This is a genomic window from Rhizobium sp. ERR 1071 (assembly GCF_007828675.1).
GTDB classification, from domain to species: Bacteria; Pseudomonadota; Alphaproteobacteria; order Rhizobiales; family Rhizobiaceae; genus Rhizobium; species Rhizobium dioscoreae.
Genome location: NZ_VITM01000005.1, coordinates 282627 through 300623 on the forward strand (window position 1 = coordinate 282627; position 17997 = coordinate 300623).

Below are 17997 nucleotides of genomic sequence, written 5' to 3' on the forward strand. Positions count from 1 at the left end.
AAAGCGTGAAGCGCTTTGCCCGGTTTCCAGCATGCCGGCAACGCCAGGGGCGATCAGGATCAGATCCGACGAGACTTGCATCCGATGATGGATTTTCGCCGCAGGCATGAAACGCGCCCGAGGCATCGGTCATCCATGACTTGTGTGTAGTGCCATACAGCCAGCCTTAGGAATTCGGCAAAGCCGATGCTTCAATTGATCGGGAGAGTCGCATGAACACTGAAAAGATCATAATCTTTGACACCACTTTGCGTGATGGCGAGCAAAGCCCCGGCATCAACCTCGACGCCGGGGAAAAGGTCGAGATCGCGCTTATGCTCGAAGGCCTGAAAGTCGACGTGATCGAGGCCGGCTTTGCCGTCTCCAGTCCAGGCGAGTTCGACGCGATCAAGGCCGTGGCGAGTGTCGTGAAGGACAGCACGATTTGCAGCCTGAGCCGCGCGGTCGAGCGCGATATCGATCTGACGGCGGAGGCTGTTTCCGTTGCGGTATCGTCCCGTATCCATATCGTGCTGGCGACCTCACCCATTCACATGAAATACAAGTTGCAAATGACACCGGAAAACGTGCTCGAACATGCCGTTCGCGCGGTGGCCCACGCGCGACGTTATTCCGAGGATATCGAGTTTTCTTGCGAGGACGCGAGCCGATCGGAGCCCGAATTTCTTGCCCGTTTCGTGGAACAGGTGATCAAAGCCGGCGCGACCACGGTCAGCCTGCCTGATACGGTCGGCTACGCCACGCCTTACGAATACGGCAAGCTATTCACCTATCTGCGCGATGTCGTGCCCAACGCTGACAAGGCCGTGTTCTCCGCGCATTGTCACAATGATCTGGGCATGGCTGTTTCCAACTCGCTCGAAGCGACCCGGCAGGGCGCGCGCCAGATCGAATGCACGATCAACGGTATCGGTGAGCGAGCGGGCAATGCGTCGCTTGAGGAGATCGTCATGGCGCTGCACACACGCGAGGATTTTTTCCGATGCCAAACCTCCGTTGAAACCCGGCGTTTGACGGCCGCATCCAGGCTCGTCTCGGAGATCACGGGTTTCGTTGTGCAGCCTAACAAAGCGATCGTCGGCAGGAATGCCTTCTCGCATCAGTCCGGCATTCACCAGGATGGCATGTTGAAGAACCCGTTGACCTATCAGATCATGACGGCGGCGGAGGTCGGTGCAGACGAGTATCGGCTGGTGCTCGGAAAGAATTCGGGCCGCAACGGTTTTCGCATGTGCATGCGCTCGCTGGGCGTCGAGTTCGGTTCCGACGCCGATCTCGATCGCGCTTTCTCTCGTTTCAAGGATATCGCCGATCAAAAGGCATCGCTTTGCGATGAGGACCTTCTGGCGACGGTTGTCGGTATGGAAGCCCTCTCCAGGGAAAGCCACATCGCCTAGTTCTGCTTCCAGAACGTCTAAACGGGATCGGCCATGTGCCGGAACCGCGCTTGCCGCGGACCTCGGCCGGCCCGGGGGAACCGCGCGTCAATAGTTTGCAGCATTCGGGAACGATGGTCACAGCGGAGAAGCGAGAAAATGACGATGGATCTTGCAGTCGAAACGGCGGGCGACATTCGGATAGCCAAGCCGAGAGCAGTGCCAAAAACAGGATATGAATTCCTGATCGATACGCTTGCGACCTGGAATGTGCGTCACTATGCCGGGGTCACGGGAGGAGGGGTCATCCATTTGCTCAAACACATCGAGCCGATGGTCTCTGCCGACGACGGTGCCGAGTTCCCGGTTTTCTTCAATATCGGAGAGTATGTCGCCGGCTTTATTCCGTTGGGATACTATCTGGCGAGCGGGAAAATCGGTGCGGCTATTGCGACAACGGGAGCCGCAACGCGGCTGCTGACCTGCGGCCTGAGTGATGCGAAATTGCACAATATTCCGGCAATCTATCTCATTCCTCTCAGCCCTGCGGATACGCGATACCGAGCGCCGCTGCAAGATACGAGCCCGGAAGGCGCGGACGTCGTGGCTCAGATGATGGCCGAGCTGCCATCAGGCACATTCGTCCTGAATGATCCGGAACGTATCGGAGAGCAACTCGAGCAGGCCCGCAAACATCTCGATCAGGGCTCGCCTATCGCACTTCTGATGCCGCCGGAGGCGCTCGGAAAGATGGTGCCTGAGCCGGTCCATACGCCTCGGCGTGGTGACTACCCCCATAAACCGAACAGGATCGACCATGGGGCGCTCGCCCATTTTCTGGCCGAATTCCCGCGGCAATCGGCTGGGCGCCGGGTGATCGTGCTCGCTGGAGAAGAGGCGGCCATGTATCCGTATATGCCTGTTCTCACCACACGTTTGTGCAAGGCATTACAGGCACCGATCGTCTGGAGCATAAACGGGGCGAATGCGGTGGCGCGCAACAATGTCTTCGGTTTCGGCTATCTGGGATTTGGCGGTAATGATCGCGCAATGCAGCTCTGGAGAAGCCTTGGCCCTGACGATATTGTCATCACTCTCGGATTTTGCCCTGACGAATATACGCTTAATTTTTCGGACATACCTGCCCATACGACATGGAATTTCACCAATCTGGCCGCCCCTTATGGCAGCGTTGGAGGCGAATTTCGGCATCGCGTACGAGGCGAATATTTCGATGTTCGAGGACCGATCGATCAGGTTCTGAGCGAAGCGATCGGTCGGCTCGAGGACCTTCAGCTGCCGCGCCCTCCGGCACCGGCTTTCGTGGCCGATCTTAATGATCGCGAGATCATGCCGCCACGTCCCGGCACAATCGATATCGCCCGATTTTATCAGGAGCTCGACCGTCATTGGCGGCCGGGAAGCGTCGCATTCGATGATGTGTGCCTTGCCTACAAGGATCGTCAGTATGTCACGCAGCGCCCGCATCCGGACGTCCGCTTCCATTCGCTCTATCGCGGTTCGGCAATGGGCGGAGCATTCGGCGTGGCAATCGGCGCTAAGCTCGCGAAACCGGACGCGACGGTCTTCGCTTTTACGGGTGATGGCTGCTTCCGGCTGATTGCCGGTTGCCTGGCCGAAGCCCGATCATTGGGGCTCGTCCTGTTCGTGCTGGACAACGGCGCGCTTGGCATCATGGTGCAGGGCCTGCCCGTGGTCATTCCCGACTATTCGTCCGATCGCTACCACAGCGATCTGCACCGCATCGACTTTGGATCGATGGCGCGCGCATGCGGTTGGGAAAGCCGCAAGCTGGCGCCGGATCTTAGCAACCTGGCCGAGATCATGCGCGAGAGCTACGGCCCTGGTCGCTCATCCATCCTGGTCGAGGTGCCCGTCGACGCAGAGCAGGTGGTGGGACAAAACCCGCGGGCCAACAACCTGTAGTCCCCAAGCGGTCGATGCCAGATCAATGCAATGGTGTCGAAGGCGTCATCTCCATGTCACCGATGACCGTATCGAAATAGTTGTCGGCGATTTCGAGCAGAGCTTCCGCTATGCACTGAGGTTCCGATCCATCTTGCAGGAGATCCTGCACGGCCGCATCGATTGTCCGCTGGAGTTGCTCGTGGCATTGCTGCTTCGATTGATCCGCAAAACCGATCAGCCATTGCTTAGCTGGCATAACGATGCTCTCCTCCATGACGACAGACGTCCATATTTATCGACAAGGTATAGCGCGGGTGAGCGCAGGCAACCGCTTCAAGGCTATTTTTCAAGCGAAGTACCATCATTTGCTCGCCGTTACGAATGAGCAATTCTCCTATTCTAGGAATGGTTGTAGCGCTTGGGAGCGGCCGCCGTGCATTTCAATAAGCCTCGCGGCAGTGGTCACGTACCCACATATGTGCTAATGTGGGCCTTGAGGAGCACGCTAGATGAGCCGTTTAACGATCGACATGACAGACCAGCAACATCAAAGCCTAAAGGCGATGGCCGCTTTGCAGGGTAAGACAATCAAACAGTATGCACTTGAGCGTCTCTTTCCCGGGGATATAGATGGAGATCGAGCCTGGGAGGAGTTAAAGATGTTGATGAATACGCGCATCAATGATGGGCTCGCCGGAAAACTGTCGACTAAAACCGTAGGTGACATCCTCGATGAGGAAATTGCCGAGGATCGTGCTTGACGGCTTACATTCTTACCGCGGATGCAGAATCTGATCTGCGATCTGTAATCCGCTACACGCATGCGCAATGGGGTGCCGCTCAGGTGCGCTGGTACATCGCGGCTTTGGAGCGAGGTTTTGCGAATCTTGCCGAGGGTAAGGGTCCTTTTAAGGATATGAGTGCGCTTTATCCGGCATTGTGAATGGCGCGATGTGAACACTACTATGTCTTTTGTCTGCTTCGCGAAGATGCGCCTGCACTGATCGCGGCGATTTTTCATGAACGAATGGATTTGATGAAGCGATTGGCTAGCCGTCTGAACGAATGATCTTTGGGCGAAGGCGAGATGTCTTGCAGATGGTGGAGGTGGTCGGATAGGATCACGCATCAAGCCCAGTCGTTGTCCGATCGATCTACGCGCCGTCGTCGCGACCCCGTTACATATGCAAGCCTCGTGCGCGCCGATGTGTTGAAATTGCTGGCGCCTCCGGTTGGCGTCCGCGGGCGTGTCGCATTGAATGGATCAGCGCCGAATCGAAATATGGTAGGCGGCGGGATGTATATACCCGCAAAGTCACCGCCCCCGCGGTGAGTTCACCTGGAAGTGCCCGTAAAAAATCCCGCTGAAAACCATCGCTGCCGGAAATCGCCCCGCTGATTTTGGCAACAAAGCCATCTACATCGGACTAAAGTCTGGTTTGTGATCGGACCTAGGGCCGAGGACGCAATCTTTGGTCCTAATGCCATGGATTGCCCCGACCTTTGCGCCAGTTGTTTCCCGCGAGGGAAGCGGCGGGATATTCGGCCGCTGTCGTAGTGCATGCGGAGAGATCGATGAATATGAACGGCGCCCGTGAAAGCGGCACCCCAGCCCCGGCATTCACCAATGCTTCCGTCGGTAGCTGTATCATCTGCTTCGTCGCCAAGGGTGGCAATGGCTGTGGAAGCTAAGCGAAGGACCACCGTTGCGGTCGTCGTACCGATGTTCAACGCCGAACGAACGATCGGTGCGACCCTGGCCAGCATCTGTCGCCAGACGCATCAGGAGCTCGATATCATCATTGTCGATGATGGTTCTTCGGATCGATCATTATCGATCGTGGCTGAATATGCGAGGCAGGATCGGCGAATTCGGATCCTTCGGCAGGCCAATAGTGGTGTCGCCGTCGCGCGTAACAACGGTGCGGCCGCGACCGATGCCGAATTTCTCGCATTTATCGATGCCGACGATTTATGGGCTCCGTCAAAGATCGCACTTCAGTGGCAAGCGCTTGACGTGGGCGGGCCGTCAGTGGGATTGGCCTATTGCTGGTATGCGCTCATCGACGAACATAGCCGCGTGTTTTCGCTGCATAACCGGCCAAGCCATGAAGGACACGTGCTTCAGCGCATGTGCAGAAACAATTTCGTCGGCAACGGCAGTTCGATGCTCATGCGTCGTTCCGCCTTCGAAGACGCCGGGCAGTTCGACCCATCCTTAAGGGCACGCAACGCGCAGGGTTGCGAGGATCTTCTGATCTGCCTCAGAATTGCGGAGAATTACGAATTCCGCGTCATACAGCAGCACTTGATCGGCTACCGCATGACGAACACGAACATGTCGAGCGACGTCAGGCGGATGCTCTCTTCATGCGAAATCGTCCTCGCCGAGTATCGTGAAAAATATCCTCAGTATGGTAGCGATCTCGATGCCCATCTGGTCGATATGATCCATTGGCTGGTCGTCAGAGCTTTTGTCAGCGGTCGCTTTTTCGATGGTTGTGATCTGTTTCGGCGATTTCTGGCATTGGAGCCACGTCAGGCGATTTCGAGCCTGCCAAACATATTGGACGTATATTGCCGTGCCAGGCTGGTTCCCGATTGGCTCAAGGCTCGGCTGAGGGGATTGCAAAGAAACGCGGAGTTGCGGCCGCTCTATCTGGAGACGGTCCCGTGAGGCCGGGTGGTTCGTTTCTCACGCGCCTGCAACGGCTCTTCCGCCTGGCGGAGGCGCCTGCCTGGGCAGGACCGACCATCATCGGGCTCGGCCTGGCCGCCGCGGTTCTCGAGGGGGCAGGCCTCTTTCTCTTCATTCCCCTCATTCAGAGTCTCGGTGCCGTAGCGGCGCAGCAGGGAGAATGGCAGCGAATTTTCGACCGGCTGCTCGCGGCCGTTCCACAGAGCCATTTGACGGCATTCCTGGTGGGCGTGTTGTGCGTCAGTATCCTTCTGAAGAACGCCGTCCATCTCGTCAATATCTGGGTGACCCGGTATATCGACGGTCTCGTTGCGCATCGGCTAAGAGCAAGGGTCTTCGATCAGACGATAAGCTCGTGCATCGACTATCGGGTGGAAAACAAACGCTCCGATATCATCACGACGATCGCCAACAACACCTGGAAAGTCAGTCAGGCCTTAAGCCTCGCTTACCGTTTGATGATCTGCTTCTGCACCTTCGCCGTCTTCATGCTGTTGATGCTGCTGATTTCCGTTCGTCTGACCTTCTTCTCGATGATATTCCTGCTCATGGGCGCCATGGCCATTCGCCTGGCCACTCGGCGCGCGGACGAGACCGGCAAGGCCGTTGTCGAGGAAAACAAGCAGTTCGGCCTGAGGATGTGGGAGAGCATCAACGCGCTGCAATTGATCCGCGCCTTCGCCCAGGAGGACTACGAACGCAACCGCTTCCGGAAGACTTCCGACAATGTGCGGCGACGCCTTCTGAAGCTCGATATGCTGTGGGCGACACCGGGACCTGTCTCGGAAATCTCGATTACGATCCTGATCGGTGCGCTCGTTCTTGTCGCTCAATCGGTAGGATTGGGCATTGCCGCACTGGCCGCGTTTCTCTCGCTGCTATATCGTCTGCAAGGCCCAACGCGCGAGTTGCTGCAATCAAAGATCGCGCTCGATGGGCTCGCCGGCAGCATCGACGATGTCGACGACTTCCTCCGCACGACGGAGAAGCCTTTTCTCTCGCAGGGGCACGTGCAGGCGCCCGCCTTCAGGAAAGCCGTCGAATTCCGCAATGTCTCCTTCCGCTATGCGCTTGGTCAGCCGCTTGCGCTGGAGGATGTCTCCTTCAGCATTCCCGCCGGCAAAACCACGGCGATCGTCGGCGAATCGGGGGCTGGTAAGTCCACGGTCATGGCGCTGCTCTTTCGCTTCATGGATCCGACATCCGGTGCGATCGTGGCAGACGGCATGCCTCTTTCCGAATTCGATCTCCGCAGCTGGCGCAAGCGCCTTTCGCTGATGTCGCAGGAGGTCCATCTCTTCAACGACACGATTGCAGCCAACATCGCCTATGGCGATCTGGAGGCCGGGCCCGCCGAGATCCGCAAGGCTGCCGAAATCGCCAAGGCGGACGATTTCATCCGCCTGCTTCCGGATGGCTACGGCACACGGATCGGCGATCAGGGAATGCGCCTGTCGGGCGGGCAAAGGCAGCGCGTGGCCCTTGCGCGAACGATCCTTCGAAATCCCGATATTCTGCTCCTGGACGAGGCGACGAACGCGCTCGACGCCGAAACCGAACAGGCGTTTCAGCTGGCGCTCGACGAGTACTCACACAACCGCACCGTTGTCGTGATCGCTCACCGGCTCTCGACCGTTCTGGCCGCCGATCAGATCATCGTCATGACGAAGGGCCGTGTGGTCGAGGCTGGTTCGCCGGATGAGCTCTTCAAGCGGCAGGGACATTTTTCCAGGCTCCACGAATTTCAGCACGGTCGCCGCGGCGGGCGGGAGTTGGGTGATGAGTTACAAGCTTATTGATATCGAGTTGTCGAAGCCCCTGGCGCCGATCGAACTCTCGGCTGAGCAGACCGGTGTCGGCTTGATCGCGCGATGGCAAGGCCGGCTGATCGCATTTGAAATGATCGAGCGACCCGCCGGCTCCATGCTGCCGGCCGAGAGCCTGAAATCCCTTGCCGATGAGCGATTTGCGGAACGCATCCTCGTCGCGAAGCTGGAGGAGGAGCTGAGGGCGCGCTTGCCGGCGAGCGAGACGACGCTGCCCAGTCTCAGCATCGCGATCTGCACCAAGGATCGTGCGCAGCGCCTCTCCCGATTGCTGCGGTCGCTCGATCAGGTTCGGGATGGATCTCCTTTCCAGTTCGTCGAAATCATCGTGGTCGACAATGCCTCGGTGGATGCGGCCACGCGCGAAGCCGCCGAGAGTTTCCGCGATATCCGCTACGTTTTCGAACCGAAGGCTGGGTTGGATTTCGCCCGAAACGCCGCCCTTCATGCGGCTTGGGGCGACATTATCGCCTATCTGGACGATGATGTCGTGGTGGACCGCAATTGGCTTGCAGGCCTTGCCAAGGCGTGCCGCGACAACCCTGGCGTCGGCGGTTTCACCGGCCTCGTGCTGCCGTTTCGTCTCGACACCGAGGCGCAGGTCTTTTTCGAGCGACGCGGAGGGTTCGGTCGCGGCTTTGCGCGGCGGGAGTTTCACAAGGCGCGCTTTGACAATCCGCTCCATCCCGTTGGCGCCGGCATTCTCGGCGCCGGCTGCAACATGGCCTTCGACCGCGCGTTGCTGATCGAGCTCGGCGGTTTCGACGAGGCGCTCGATACGGGCGCGCCGCTGCCCGGAGGCGGGGATCTCGATATCTTTTACCGCGTCCTGCGCTCCGGACGCCCGATGATTTATGAGCCGGAATATGCGGTTTATCACGAGCACCGCGAAACCATTCCGCAGCTCAGGCGGCAATACTGGACCTGGGGTCTTGGCATGATGGCCTTTCTCGTCAAGAGCTATCGCACCGATAGCGCGATGCGAGCGCGCCATCGCGCCATGGTCCGCTGGTGGTTCTTCGACCAGTTGAAGGCGCTTGCCCGCGCTGCGCGGCGGCTGCGTGGGCATGAGCTGCGTTTCGGTATCGCGGAGCTGTGGGGCGGAATCTACGGCCTTGCCGGTGAATACGATCGCTCGCGCGCCCGTATCAGGTCGATCCGGGAGCGCAATTCATGACGACAGAACGTTTTGAGGTGAGGCATGTCGATCTTGCCGCTGCGGATATCGGCGGCGCTCGTGCGCCCGCATTGTCGATCTTCTGGTGGAAGGACCTGCCGCTCGGGGCACGGGCATCCCTGGAGGACGAGCTACCTCACGGTGCCTCTCAATTGCGCCAGCTTGCTGCCGAACATGCGGCCGCACAACTCCAAGCGCGCAGCGTCGGGCTGGGCGCGCCGTTGCGTGCCACCTATGAAGGACAGCCCAAGCCCGCGCTCTCGCTGGAGACCGCGCTTGAATCGGAAAATCTGGTAGAGACGCTCGATGCGATCGCAATTCCATCCTCGGCTTCGGCGCGGGATGTCTCCGTGATCGTCTGCACCCGTGATCGTGGTCCGGCCCTGAGCAAATGTCTGGCCAGCCTCGCAGCGCAACGCAGCGCTCCGGGCGAGGTCGTCATCGTCGACAATTCCGAAGACGGGAACGCCAGGGACATCTGCAGGCAATTCCCCGATTTTCGCTATGTCCACGAGCCCCATGCCGGTCTAAGTCGAGCCCGGAACACTGGGATTCAAGCGAGCCAGTTTGATATCGTCGCTTTCACCGATGACGACGTCGAAGCCCATCCGGGCTGGACCGCGGAGATCGCGCGTGCCTTTGCGCAACGGAATGTCGTCGACGCGTTCACCGGTCTTGTGCTGCCGGCGCGTCTCGATACGGCGGCGCAATGCTCCTTTCAGTTCACCATGGGCGGCTTTGGCTCCACCTTTGTGCCGCTCACCTTCGACAGGCGTTTCTTTGAGGAGACGCGGCCGAGCGGAGCCCATGTCTGGAAGATCGGCGCCGGCGCCAACATGGCCTTTCGACGCTGCGTATTCGAGCGGGTTGGCCTCTTTGACGAACGCCTTGGCGCGGGAGCGGCGGGATGCTCTGAGGATTCGGAGCTTTGGTACCGACTGTTGGCGGCCGGCGGCGTATGCCTCTACGAACCCCGGGCCGTTGTCTTCCACCACCATCGTAGCGACTGGCCCGGCCTCAAGCGGCAGATCAAAGCTTATATGAAGGGCCATGTGGCAGCCCTTGTGACGCAATACGACAATTTCGGCGATCGCGGAAACATCGTGCGCATCGGCAAGCAGCTGCCGGTCTATTTTGCCAAGACCTTCGTCAAGGCGCTTTTCGAAGGGCCTCCGGGCAGGCTCGGAATTTTGGCGGCCGAAGTAGAGGGCTGGCTCACCGGCCTGCAGTTTCTCCTGCGCTTCGGCTGGAGAATGCGGCGAACCCCGATGGGGACCGCTGCTAAGGCTGAAAAGGGAATATCGCGATGATCAAGAAAGCAGCGCTTGGCCAGTTTCTGTCCGGAAACCCTTATCCGAACGGCTTGACGGATGGTCTGTTTTATCGCGAAAAGATGCGCGCCATCCATCGGGTGGCGCCGGCGGAAACCGGAGGCACCGGACGGGTGCTGGAAATCGGCGGCGGTCGCAGCGGTCTTGCCAGCATCCTTTATCCGCAAGCCGAAATCGTCACGCTCGATATCGACCCTGAACTGGCCGACCATCAGCCGTCCTGGGCGAAATCGACCTTCATTTGCGGCGACGCCTGCTCGCTGCCAATGGATGACGACAGTTTCGATATCGTCACCATGTTCGACGTGCTGGAGCACATCGAGGACGACCGCCGCGCAGCGCAGGAGGCGCTGCGGGTGGTACGGCCGGGCGGATATGTCCTGATCTCCACCCCCGAGATCAATTGGCATTATCCCTATTTCAGCGTCATGAAACGCCATTGTCCGCATGAAAGCGAACTGATGCGCGAATGGGGCCATGTCAGGCGGGGATACCGGGACCCGGAACTCGCGGCCCTTTTCGACAGACGCCCGGAACGGCGCGCCACCTTCATCAACGCCGCCACCGCGTTTTTCCACGACGTTTCGTTTTCCCGCATCGGACGCCGTCGTCGCAAGGTCCTCTATGCGCTGGCCGCGCCCGTGACCTTCCTCGGTTACCTGATGCACCGGCCATCCACGCGTGGCACCGAGACTGCCTTTGCCTGGCGCAAATGAGAGGTGTCCAGACGTCAAAGGTGATCGCGCTTTTCCCATGGGGAGACGTGATCGAAGAATTTCTCGATCCGATCGGGCTTAAACTTCAGGATTTCGTCGAGCGGATGACGGGAGGCTGGCTGTTCGGCTATGCGGCGGCACTGGGTTCGGCCGGCCACAAGCCGATCATCGTCTGTGCATCGGAGCGAGTGAACAGGATTGAATGCTATGAGCACCCCGGCACGGGCACGCCGATCTGGGTCGCACCGGCAAAGCGGCCACGCCAGGGCCATTCTCCTGCCGCTTATAGCCTGCGACGCTGGTCTGCAACACCGCTTTCAGCCTTCCGCGAGATTCTTTGCCGCTCCAAATGCGATCTGCTGCTTGCCCAAGAGTATGAATATACGCGCTTCGATGCGCTGGCATGGCTGGCACGAGGCTTGGACCTCCCACTCTATGCCACCTTTCAGGGAGGGGATCGCACGCTGTCCTGGGTCGAGGCCGCTGCAAGACGGCTTTCGCTGCGCGCCTGCCGCGGCCTGATCGTTGCGTCTTCCGCGGAGCGTGAGCGTCTTGCCAGGGCCTATCCACGCATTGCTCCCAATATAGCGAATATCCCCAATCCGCTGGCTACCCAGGAATGGCAAGCGCTGGATCGCAGCGAGGCGCGAGCAAATCTTGGCCTGCCGCGGGATTGCTTCATCGTCGTCAATCACGGGCGCATCGATATCCGCCGCAAGGGGCTCGATGTGCTTCTCAAGGCCTGGGAACGCTTCGCCGGTGTTTCTGCGTGCCGATTGGTGATCATTGGCTCGGGTCAGGACAATGACGCCTTCGCCAAACTCGTTCGCGCAAGCGAACTGGCGAACGTGCAATGGTTGTCCGGCTACATGACGGACCGAACCTTGATCCGCCGCTGGCTATCGGCCGCGGACGTCTATGTAACGGCTTCCCGTATCGAGGGCATGCCGGTCGCGCCATTGGAAGCCATGGCCTGCGGCCTTCCCGTCATCGCTTCGGATGCACAAGGCCTGCCGGACATTCTCGTCGACGGCGAGGCCTCGGGCGGCCTGATGGTCGCGCAGGAACAGCCCGAGGAAATCGCGTCGGCCTTGGCGAGATTGAAAGATGATGAAGCTCTTCGCGCGCGATTGGGTGCCGCCGCCCGACGGCGGGTGATGGAAAAGTTTTCGATCGAAGCGGTTGGCGCCGCTCTCGATGAGTTTCTGACAACGGCACGCAGGTAAGGATCACATCCGGTCGCGATACCAGGCGAGCGCCGTCTCGATAATCCTTTCGATGCTGGAATGCCTGGGCACCCATCCAAGCTCTCGCTCGGCCTTATCGGCCGCAGCCACAAGAGCCGGTGGGTCGCCGGCCCTGCGGGGACCATAGGCGACCGGAAGGCTGCGTCCGGAAATGCGGCTGACGGCATCGACCAATTCCCTAACGGTCGTTCCGTTGCCGGTGCCGAGGTTGTAGATGTGTACACCCTCATCCCGCAACAGCTTCTCTCCACCAAGGACATGAGCCTGCGCGAGATCGCTGACGTGGATGTAGTCGCGGATGGCCGTTCCGTCGCGCGTGTCGAAATCGGTGCCGTTGATGGTGAAGGTTCGGCGCGGTCTGATCGCCGCTTCTATGGCGAGTGGCACGACATGCGTCTCGGGCTCGTGCCGTTCACCGATCTCGCTATCGGGATCGCAGCCGGCTGCATTGAAATATCGCAGCATTACCGCGTTGAGGCCGTGGGCGCGCGAGAAATCCTCCACCATCCGCTCGATCATGAACTTCGACCATCCATAGGGATTGATCGGCCACTGCGGATGAGTCTCGTCAATCGGGGTGCGGCTCGGAATGCCATAGGATGCGCAGGTGCTTGAAAAGATCAGCCGGTTGGCGCCCGCTTTGAGCATTTCCTCGATGAGAACCAGCGTCCCGAATGTGTTGTTCCGATAGTAGAGTTCGGGAAACTCGACGGATTCGCCGACATAGGCATAGGCCGCGAAATGGGCGACCACATCCGGACGGTATTGGCGTAACGTCGCCGCGACCGTCTCGCGGTTGGCAATGTCGCCCTCGACCAGCGGCCCCCATTTCACGGCGTCACGCCAGCCGCGGGAGAGATTGTCGTAGGTGACAACCGACCATCCAGCCTTTGCGAAGGCCTTGCAGCAATGCGATCCGATATAGCCGGCTCCGCCGGTGACAAGGACCGTCCTCATTCGGCGGCGATCGCGCGCGAACGGCCAGACGAAAGCAGTTCCTCGAAATAGGCGATCGTTTTGCCAAGCCCGGCTTTCAACTGAACCTTCGGTTTCCAGCCGAGTTCGCGCGACGCGACCCCGATATCCGGCTGCCGTTGCCTGGGATCATCGGCCGGCAGTGGCAGGTATTTTATCGCCGAGCGGCTGCCGGTCAGTTCTATCGCGAGATTGGCAAGTTCCAGCATCGTAAACTCCGCCGGGTTGCCGAGATTGATCGGGCCTGTGATCTCGTCCTTTGTTCCCATCAGGCGAACCAGGCCATCGATAAGATCGTCGACATAGCAGAACGAGCGCGTCTGATGGCCGCTGCCATAGACCGTTATCGGCTTGTTCTGCAGCGCCTGCACGATGAAGTTGGAGACGACGCGGCCATCATCGGGACGCATCCTTGGGCCATAGGTGTTGAAGATGCGCGCCACCTTGATCCGTAGCCGGTGTTGACGCCAGTAATCGAAGAACAGGGTCTCCGCGCAGCGCTTGCCCTCGTCGTAGCAGGAGCGCGGGCCTATGGGGTTCACCCGGCCCCAATACTCCTCCTGTTGGGGATGGATCTCGGGATCGCCATAGACTTCGGATGTCGAGGCCTGGAGGATCTTGGCGCCGACCCGCTTGGCGAGGCCAAGCATGTTGATCGCGCCGTGGACGCTGGTCTTGGTGGTCTGCACCGGATCGAACTGATAGTGAACCGGGCTCGCCGGACAGGCGAGATTGTAGATCTCGTCGACCTCCACATAAAGGGGGAAGGTAATGTCGTGGCGGACGATTTCGAAAGATCTGCTATCGAGCAGATGCGAGACGTTGCTTTTCCGTCCTGTAAAAAAATTGTCTACGCAGATAACCTCGTGTTTTTCCCGCAAAAGCCGTTCGCATAGGAAGGAGCCGAGAAAACCTGCGCCGCCGGTAACCAAGATTCGCTTTGTTTGCTGCATGACGGTTATCTCGCCACTAGTGGCGTGATATCGCCGCCGTCGGAAACTATGTCGGATGCCGGGGCTGGGATGCCGCTTTCAAGGACGCCGTTGATATTCATCGACCTTCTCCGCATGCATTACGACAGCGGCCGGGTATCCGACCGCTTCCATCGCCGGAAACAACTGGCGCAAAGGCCCGGGCAATCCATGGCATTAGGACCAAAGATTGCATCTTCGGGCCTAGGTCCTGTCGTGGATTGGACTTTGGTCTGATGGAAGCCGAAAGCCTTCCGGACGGCAGCATGGCGGGCATCGCGTCCTGGCTGCCAATGATCGATTGATCGGCCCTGAATTGGCTGACATAGTGCCGCCGCTATCCGACCATGCCACGCGAAGACCCATCAATGACCGAATCCGCTGCTAATTCCTTTTCGCCCGTTTCCGCTCGCCCGTTGGCGAAGATCAGCCTGAAATGGGGCATGGTCGAGGAGCCTTCGCTCTCCATCCTGGAGAAGTTCCAGCTCCTGCGGGATCTCGGCTATGACGGGGTGGAACTCGATGCGCCCAATGATCTGCCGCTCGGCGAAGTTCTGAATGCCCGCGACAAGACTGGGCTCGCTATCCCCGGCCTCGTCAATGCCGTACACTGGAAGCGTCCGCTGACGGATCCCGATCCATCGGCACGCCAGGCTTGTGTCGATTCGATGATCAAGGCTCTGCATGATGCGAAGCTCTATGGCGCGACGACGGTGCTGCTCGTTCCCGGCATTGTCAATGCGGGCACCAGTTACAAGACCGCTTACGCGAGAGCTCGCGAGGAAATCGCCAGGATCCTGCCCGCCGCGGAAGAGAGCGGCGTATCGATCGCGCTCGAAAACGTGTGGAACGACTTTCTGCTAAGCCCCCTTGAGGCGGCGGATTTCATCGATCGCTTCCGCCATCCGAAGCTCGGCTGGTATTTCGATGTCGGCAATGTACTCCGCTACGGCCGGCCGACAAATTGGATCGAAGCGCTCGGCAAGCGCATCCTGAAAATCGACATCAAGGAATACAGCCTGGAAAAGATGAACAGCGAAGGCCCATGGAAGGGCTTCGATGTCGAACTGGGCGAGGGCGACTGCGATTGGGCCGCGGTCAACAAGGCCCTGTCTGATATTGGCTATTCCGGCTGGGCCTCCCTCGAGGTGCCGGGAGGCGACCGACAGCGCCTCGCCGATTTGAAGAAGCGCGTCGATCGGATCGCCACGCTCTGATGGCAGGATTGCAGCGGGAGATGGTTAGCGGCCGGCGGCGGCCGCAAACATTGCCTTCGCATTCTTCAGGCCGGTTTCACAGCCAAATTGCGTCGGCTCGTTGCCTTCATATTCCAGCGAGACGAAGCCGTCATAGCCCGAAGCGACGATGTCCTCGATGATGGACCTGACAGGCAGGTCGCCATAGCCGAAGACCGAGCCGCGGATTGCCTGGCCGCCGACCGTCCGCAGCCAGTCCGCGCCAGGCGCTGACTGGCGCACATAGAAATCCTTGAGGTGGATGAAACTTGCATGAGAGAGGCAGGCACGCGTCCCCGTGAGCGGATTCTCGTCGACGCAGAGGAAATTGCCGATATCGACGGTGAGCCTGAAGCTCGGCAGATTGACGGCATGAAGAAGCCGCTTGATCCGCTCGCTGGAATTCATGAAGAACCCGTGATCCTCGACGCTGGTGGTCACGCCATAGCGCCCGGCATGCGCGGCAAGCTCATGGGTGGCGTCGGCGATCGCCGGAAATGCCGCTTCGAACTGGCCGGGCTCCGTTGCGCGGAGCGACCAGGGCACGACATCGTGGCGCAGGAAGCGGACACCGAGCTTGTCGCAAAGCTCGACATAACGCTTCAGCCGGCCAAGCTGGAACGCGCGTTCGCCGTCATCAATGAAATTGCCGGACATGCAGAGACCGGAAAGCGGGACGCCGTTTTTCTGGGACGCGCCCTTTAGCCGCTCCAGCATCTCCCCGTCATCGGCGAGTTCATATCGCAGGTCCTGCCCTTCGGGCGCCACGGAAAGCGTCGCCAGTTCGACATGATCGCCGCCATGTTTGCCGACCCAGGCAAAGACATCCTCGATCTGCATGGCGCCGCTCTGCATCAACGGACGGAAACTGTATGAACTCAGACCTACCTTCATCGTGCCTCTCCTCGAGCTTTTCACAAAAACTTTGTTCGGCAACTTAACAATCCCGGTTGACTTCGGCTACGATACATCTTTGTTTGCAATCAAATTGATTTAAGAGTGGGGAATAGCAGGAATGTCTCGTCAGTCCGCCGACGTCGTCATCATCGGAAGTGGCCCGACTGGCTCGGCCTATGCACGGGTCATCAGGAACGACTGGCCGGAAGCGCGTATCCTGATGGTGGAAGCCGGCCCGCAGATTTTGCCGCAAAAGGGCGCACATCTCGACAATATTCTCGATCTCGACGAGCGCGCGGCCTGCGAGGTGCGCGCCCAGGGCGGCGACCGCAGCCCGCGCATGCCAATCAACAAGGAAGAGTGGGAGGCCCGCCGCGCTGGCGGCTTCGATCATTCGTTGCTGCGCCGCTCGGGCCTTTTCATCGCCAATGACGCTGATGCCCAGGATGAGAACCTCTTCGCCGGCTTCTCGGCGGCCAATGTCGGCGGCATGGGCACCAAATGGTCGACCGGCACACCGGTGCCATCCGAGATCGAACTGGTGCCCTTCATCCCCACCGATGAGATGCATGAGGCCCTGGCCGTGTCGGCGCGATTGCTGGGTACCAACAAGGACCCACGCGCCGGCGATGCCGCGGCAATCGCCATGCGCGAGCGCCTGGGCGAGGTCTTCAATCCCGGTCGCTCACCCGATCGCTTCGTCCAGCCAATGCCACTCGCGGCAACGCCAGGTCCTGACGGCCTGCGCTATCATGGCACTGACGTCGTTCTCGGCAACCTTGTCGACGAGCCGGAGGAGAGCTTTCATATTCTCTCTGAAACCGCCTGCCGCCGCGTGATCCATGAAAATGGTCATGTCACGGGGGTTGAACTTGCCCGCGCCGGCTCGGAGGAAACCTTCATTGTCAAGGCCGGCACGGTCGTCGTTGCATGCGACTCGCTGCATTCTCCTCAGCTGCTCTACGCCTCTGGCATCCGCCCTGAAGCGCTCGGTCGCTACATCAACGACCATTATATCATCTCGCAGATCACCGAGATGCAAACCGATGTGCCCATGACCGCGATGAGCTGGATTCCGGCTACCAAGGATTTCCCCTATTCGGTCACCATCGCCCCGGCGAGCCTGCACTCGATGCCGCATGCCAGCGACATGAGCGGCCAGCCGATTGGCATGGGCGTTTTCGTGCCCTCCGATATCAGCGCCGACAACCGTGTCACCTTCGATGACGATCGCCGTGACTGGCTCGGGCTGCCGGCTATTTCCATCCATTGGCGTCAGTCGGAGGGCGACAAGGCGCGCCTCGAAGAGGCCAAGGGCCATGCCCAGCGAATTTCCGCCATTATCGGTCGCCCGGCGCCCGGTTTTGCCACCTTCGTGCAGCCGGTCGGCTCGTCGCTGCATTATCAGGGCACGATCCGTATGGGCGAGCGCGACGATGGCACCAGCGTTTGCGACAGGAATTCCAAGGTCTGGGGCTTCGACAACCTCTATGTTGCCGGCAATGGGGTCATTCCCACGAAGACCGCCACAAACCCGACCCTGTTCAGCGTCGCTCTTGCCAGTATCGGCGCCACCCGGATCGCTGCCGCCCGCCGTATCGCCTGATTGAGAGACCCGC

The 17997-nt window shown here is 59.7% G+C and carries 16 protein-coding genes; 12 read left to right on the plus strand and 4 right to left on the minus strand.

Features of this window, described 5'->3' with window-relative positions; all coding sequences use genetic code 11:
- Positions 1–212: 212 nt before the first annotated feature.
- Positions 213–1397, plus strand: a complete 1185-nt coding sequence (locus FBZ99_RS19600; RefSeq protein ID WP_145634394.1) for a 2-isopropylmalate synthase — start codon at positions 213–215, stop codon at positions 1395–1397.
- 138 nt (positions 1398–1535) lie between these two features.
- On the plus strand, positions 1536–3323 hold the full coding sequence (locus FBZ99_RS19605; protein ID WP_113388749.1) for a thiamine pyrophosphate-dependent enzyme: 1788 nt from the start codon (positions 1536–1538) through the stop codon (positions 3321–3323).
- 22 nt (positions 3324–3345) lie between these two features.
- Here FBZ99_RS19605 and FBZ99_RS19610 read toward each other — a convergent pair whose 3' ends face one another.
- Positions 3346–3561, minus strand: a complete 216-nt coding sequence (locus FBZ99_RS19610; RefSeq protein WP_113391713.1) for a hypothetical protein — start codon at positions 3559–3561, stop codon at positions 3346–3348.
- A 253-nt stretch (positions 3562–3814) separates the two neighbouring features.
- On the opposite strand from FBZ99_RS19610, the gene FBZ99_RS19615 reads away from it, so the two are divergent.
- The 8 genes from FBZ99_RS19615 to FBZ99_RS19650 all read left to right on the plus strand — a co-directional run bounded on the left by FBZ99_RS19615 (position 3815) and on the right by FBZ99_RS19650 (position 12279).
- Positions 3815–4066, plus strand: coding sequence for an antitoxin (locus FBZ99_RS19615; protein WP_069615183.1), 252 nt, complete (start codon positions 3815–3817; stop codon positions 4064–4066).
- Positions 4063–4248, plus strand: coding sequence for a type II toxin-antitoxin system RelE/ParE family toxin (locus FBZ99_RS33890; RefSeq protein ID WP_442966493.1), 186 nt, complete (start codon positions 4063–4065; stop codon positions 4246–4248). The genes FBZ99_RS19615 and FBZ99_RS33890 overlap by 4 nt, the downstream gene beginning before the upstream one ends.
- 732 nt (positions 4249–4980) lie before the next feature.
- Positions 4981–5982, plus strand: coding sequence for a glycosyltransferase family 2 protein (locus FBZ99_RS19625; RefSeq protein WP_173002523.1), 1002 nt, complete (start codon positions 4981–4983; stop codon positions 5980–5982).
- Positions 5979–7802: an ABC transporter ATP-binding protein gene (locus tag FBZ99_RS19630; protein ID WP_145634396.1), complete on the plus strand. Its 1824-nt coding sequence runs from the start codon at positions 5979–5981 to the stop codon at positions 7800–7802. The genes FBZ99_RS19625 and FBZ99_RS19630 overlap by 4 nt, the downstream gene beginning before the upstream one ends.
- On the plus strand, positions 7783–9006 hold the full coding sequence (locus FBZ99_RS19635) for a glycosyltransferase family 2 protein (RefSeq protein ID WP_113353265.1): 1224 nt from the start codon (positions 7783–7785) through the stop codon (positions 9004–9006). Before FBZ99_RS19630 ends, FBZ99_RS19635 begins: the two co-directional genes overlap by 20 nt.
- Positions 9003–10316, plus strand: coding sequence for a glycosyltransferase family 2 protein (locus FBZ99_RS19640; protein ID WP_113353264.1), 1314 nt, complete (start codon positions 9003–9005; stop codon positions 10314–10316). The genes FBZ99_RS19635 and FBZ99_RS19640 overlap by 4 nt, the downstream gene beginning before the upstream one ends.
- Positions 10313–11053 carry a class I SAM-dependent methyltransferase gene (locus tag FBZ99_RS19645; RefSeq protein ID WP_113331142.1) on the plus strand — a complete coding sequence of 247 codons (741 nt, stop codon included), beginning with the start codon at positions 10313–10315 and terminating at the stop codon, positions 11051–11053. The genes FBZ99_RS19640 and FBZ99_RS19645 overlap by 4 nt, the downstream gene beginning before the upstream one ends.
- A 47-nt stretch (positions 11054–11100) precedes the next feature.
- Positions 11101–12279: a glycosyltransferase family 4 protein gene (locus tag FBZ99_RS19650; RefSeq protein ID WP_246661145.1), complete on the plus strand. Its 1179-nt coding sequence runs from the start codon at positions 11101–11103 to the stop codon at positions 12277–12279.
- Between the two features lie 3 nt (positions 12280–12282).
- Here the strand turns inward: FBZ99_RS19650 and galE are convergent, their stop codons facing one another.
- Entirely contained in the window at positions 12283–13257 is a 975-nt protein-coding gene (gene galE / locus FBZ99_RS19655; protein WP_145634400.1) for a UDP-glucose 4-epimerase GalE, read from the minus strand.
- The gene (locus FBZ99_RS19660; RefSeq protein ID WP_145634402.1) at positions 13254–14228 is read right to left on the minus strand and encodes a UDP-glucuronic acid decarboxylase family protein; all 975 of its coding nucleotides are present in this window, start codon (positions 14226–14228) and stop codon (positions 13254–13256) included. The genes galE and FBZ99_RS19660 overlap by 4 nt, the downstream gene beginning before the upstream one ends.
- Before the next feature lie 386 nt (positions 14229–14614).
- Here FBZ99_RS19660 and FBZ99_RS19665 point away from each other — a divergent pair, with 386 nt between their 5' ends.
- The gene (locus FBZ99_RS19665; RefSeq protein ID WP_233788504.1) at positions 14615–15463 is read left to right on the plus strand and encodes a sugar phosphate isomerase/epimerase family protein; all 849 of its coding nucleotides are present in this window, start codon (positions 14615–14617) and stop codon (positions 15461–15463) included.
- A 24-nt stretch (positions 15464–15487) separates the two neighbouring features.
- Here the strand turns inward: FBZ99_RS19665 and FBZ99_RS19670 are convergent, their stop codons facing one another.
- A complete protein-coding gene (locus FBZ99_RS19670; protein ID WP_145634404.1) occupies positions 15488–16375 on the minus strand; it encodes a sugar phosphate isomerase/epimerase family protein in 888 nt (295 codons plus the stop codon).
- 121 nt (positions 16376–16496) lie between these two features.
- On the opposite strand from FBZ99_RS19670, the gene FBZ99_RS19675 reads away from it, so the two are divergent.
- Complete coding sequence (locus FBZ99_RS19675) at positions 16497–17984, plus strand: GMC oxidoreductase (protein WP_145634407.1); 1488 nt, start codon at positions 16497–16499, stop codon at positions 17982–17984.
- Positions 17985–17997 lie beyond the last annotated feature (13 nt).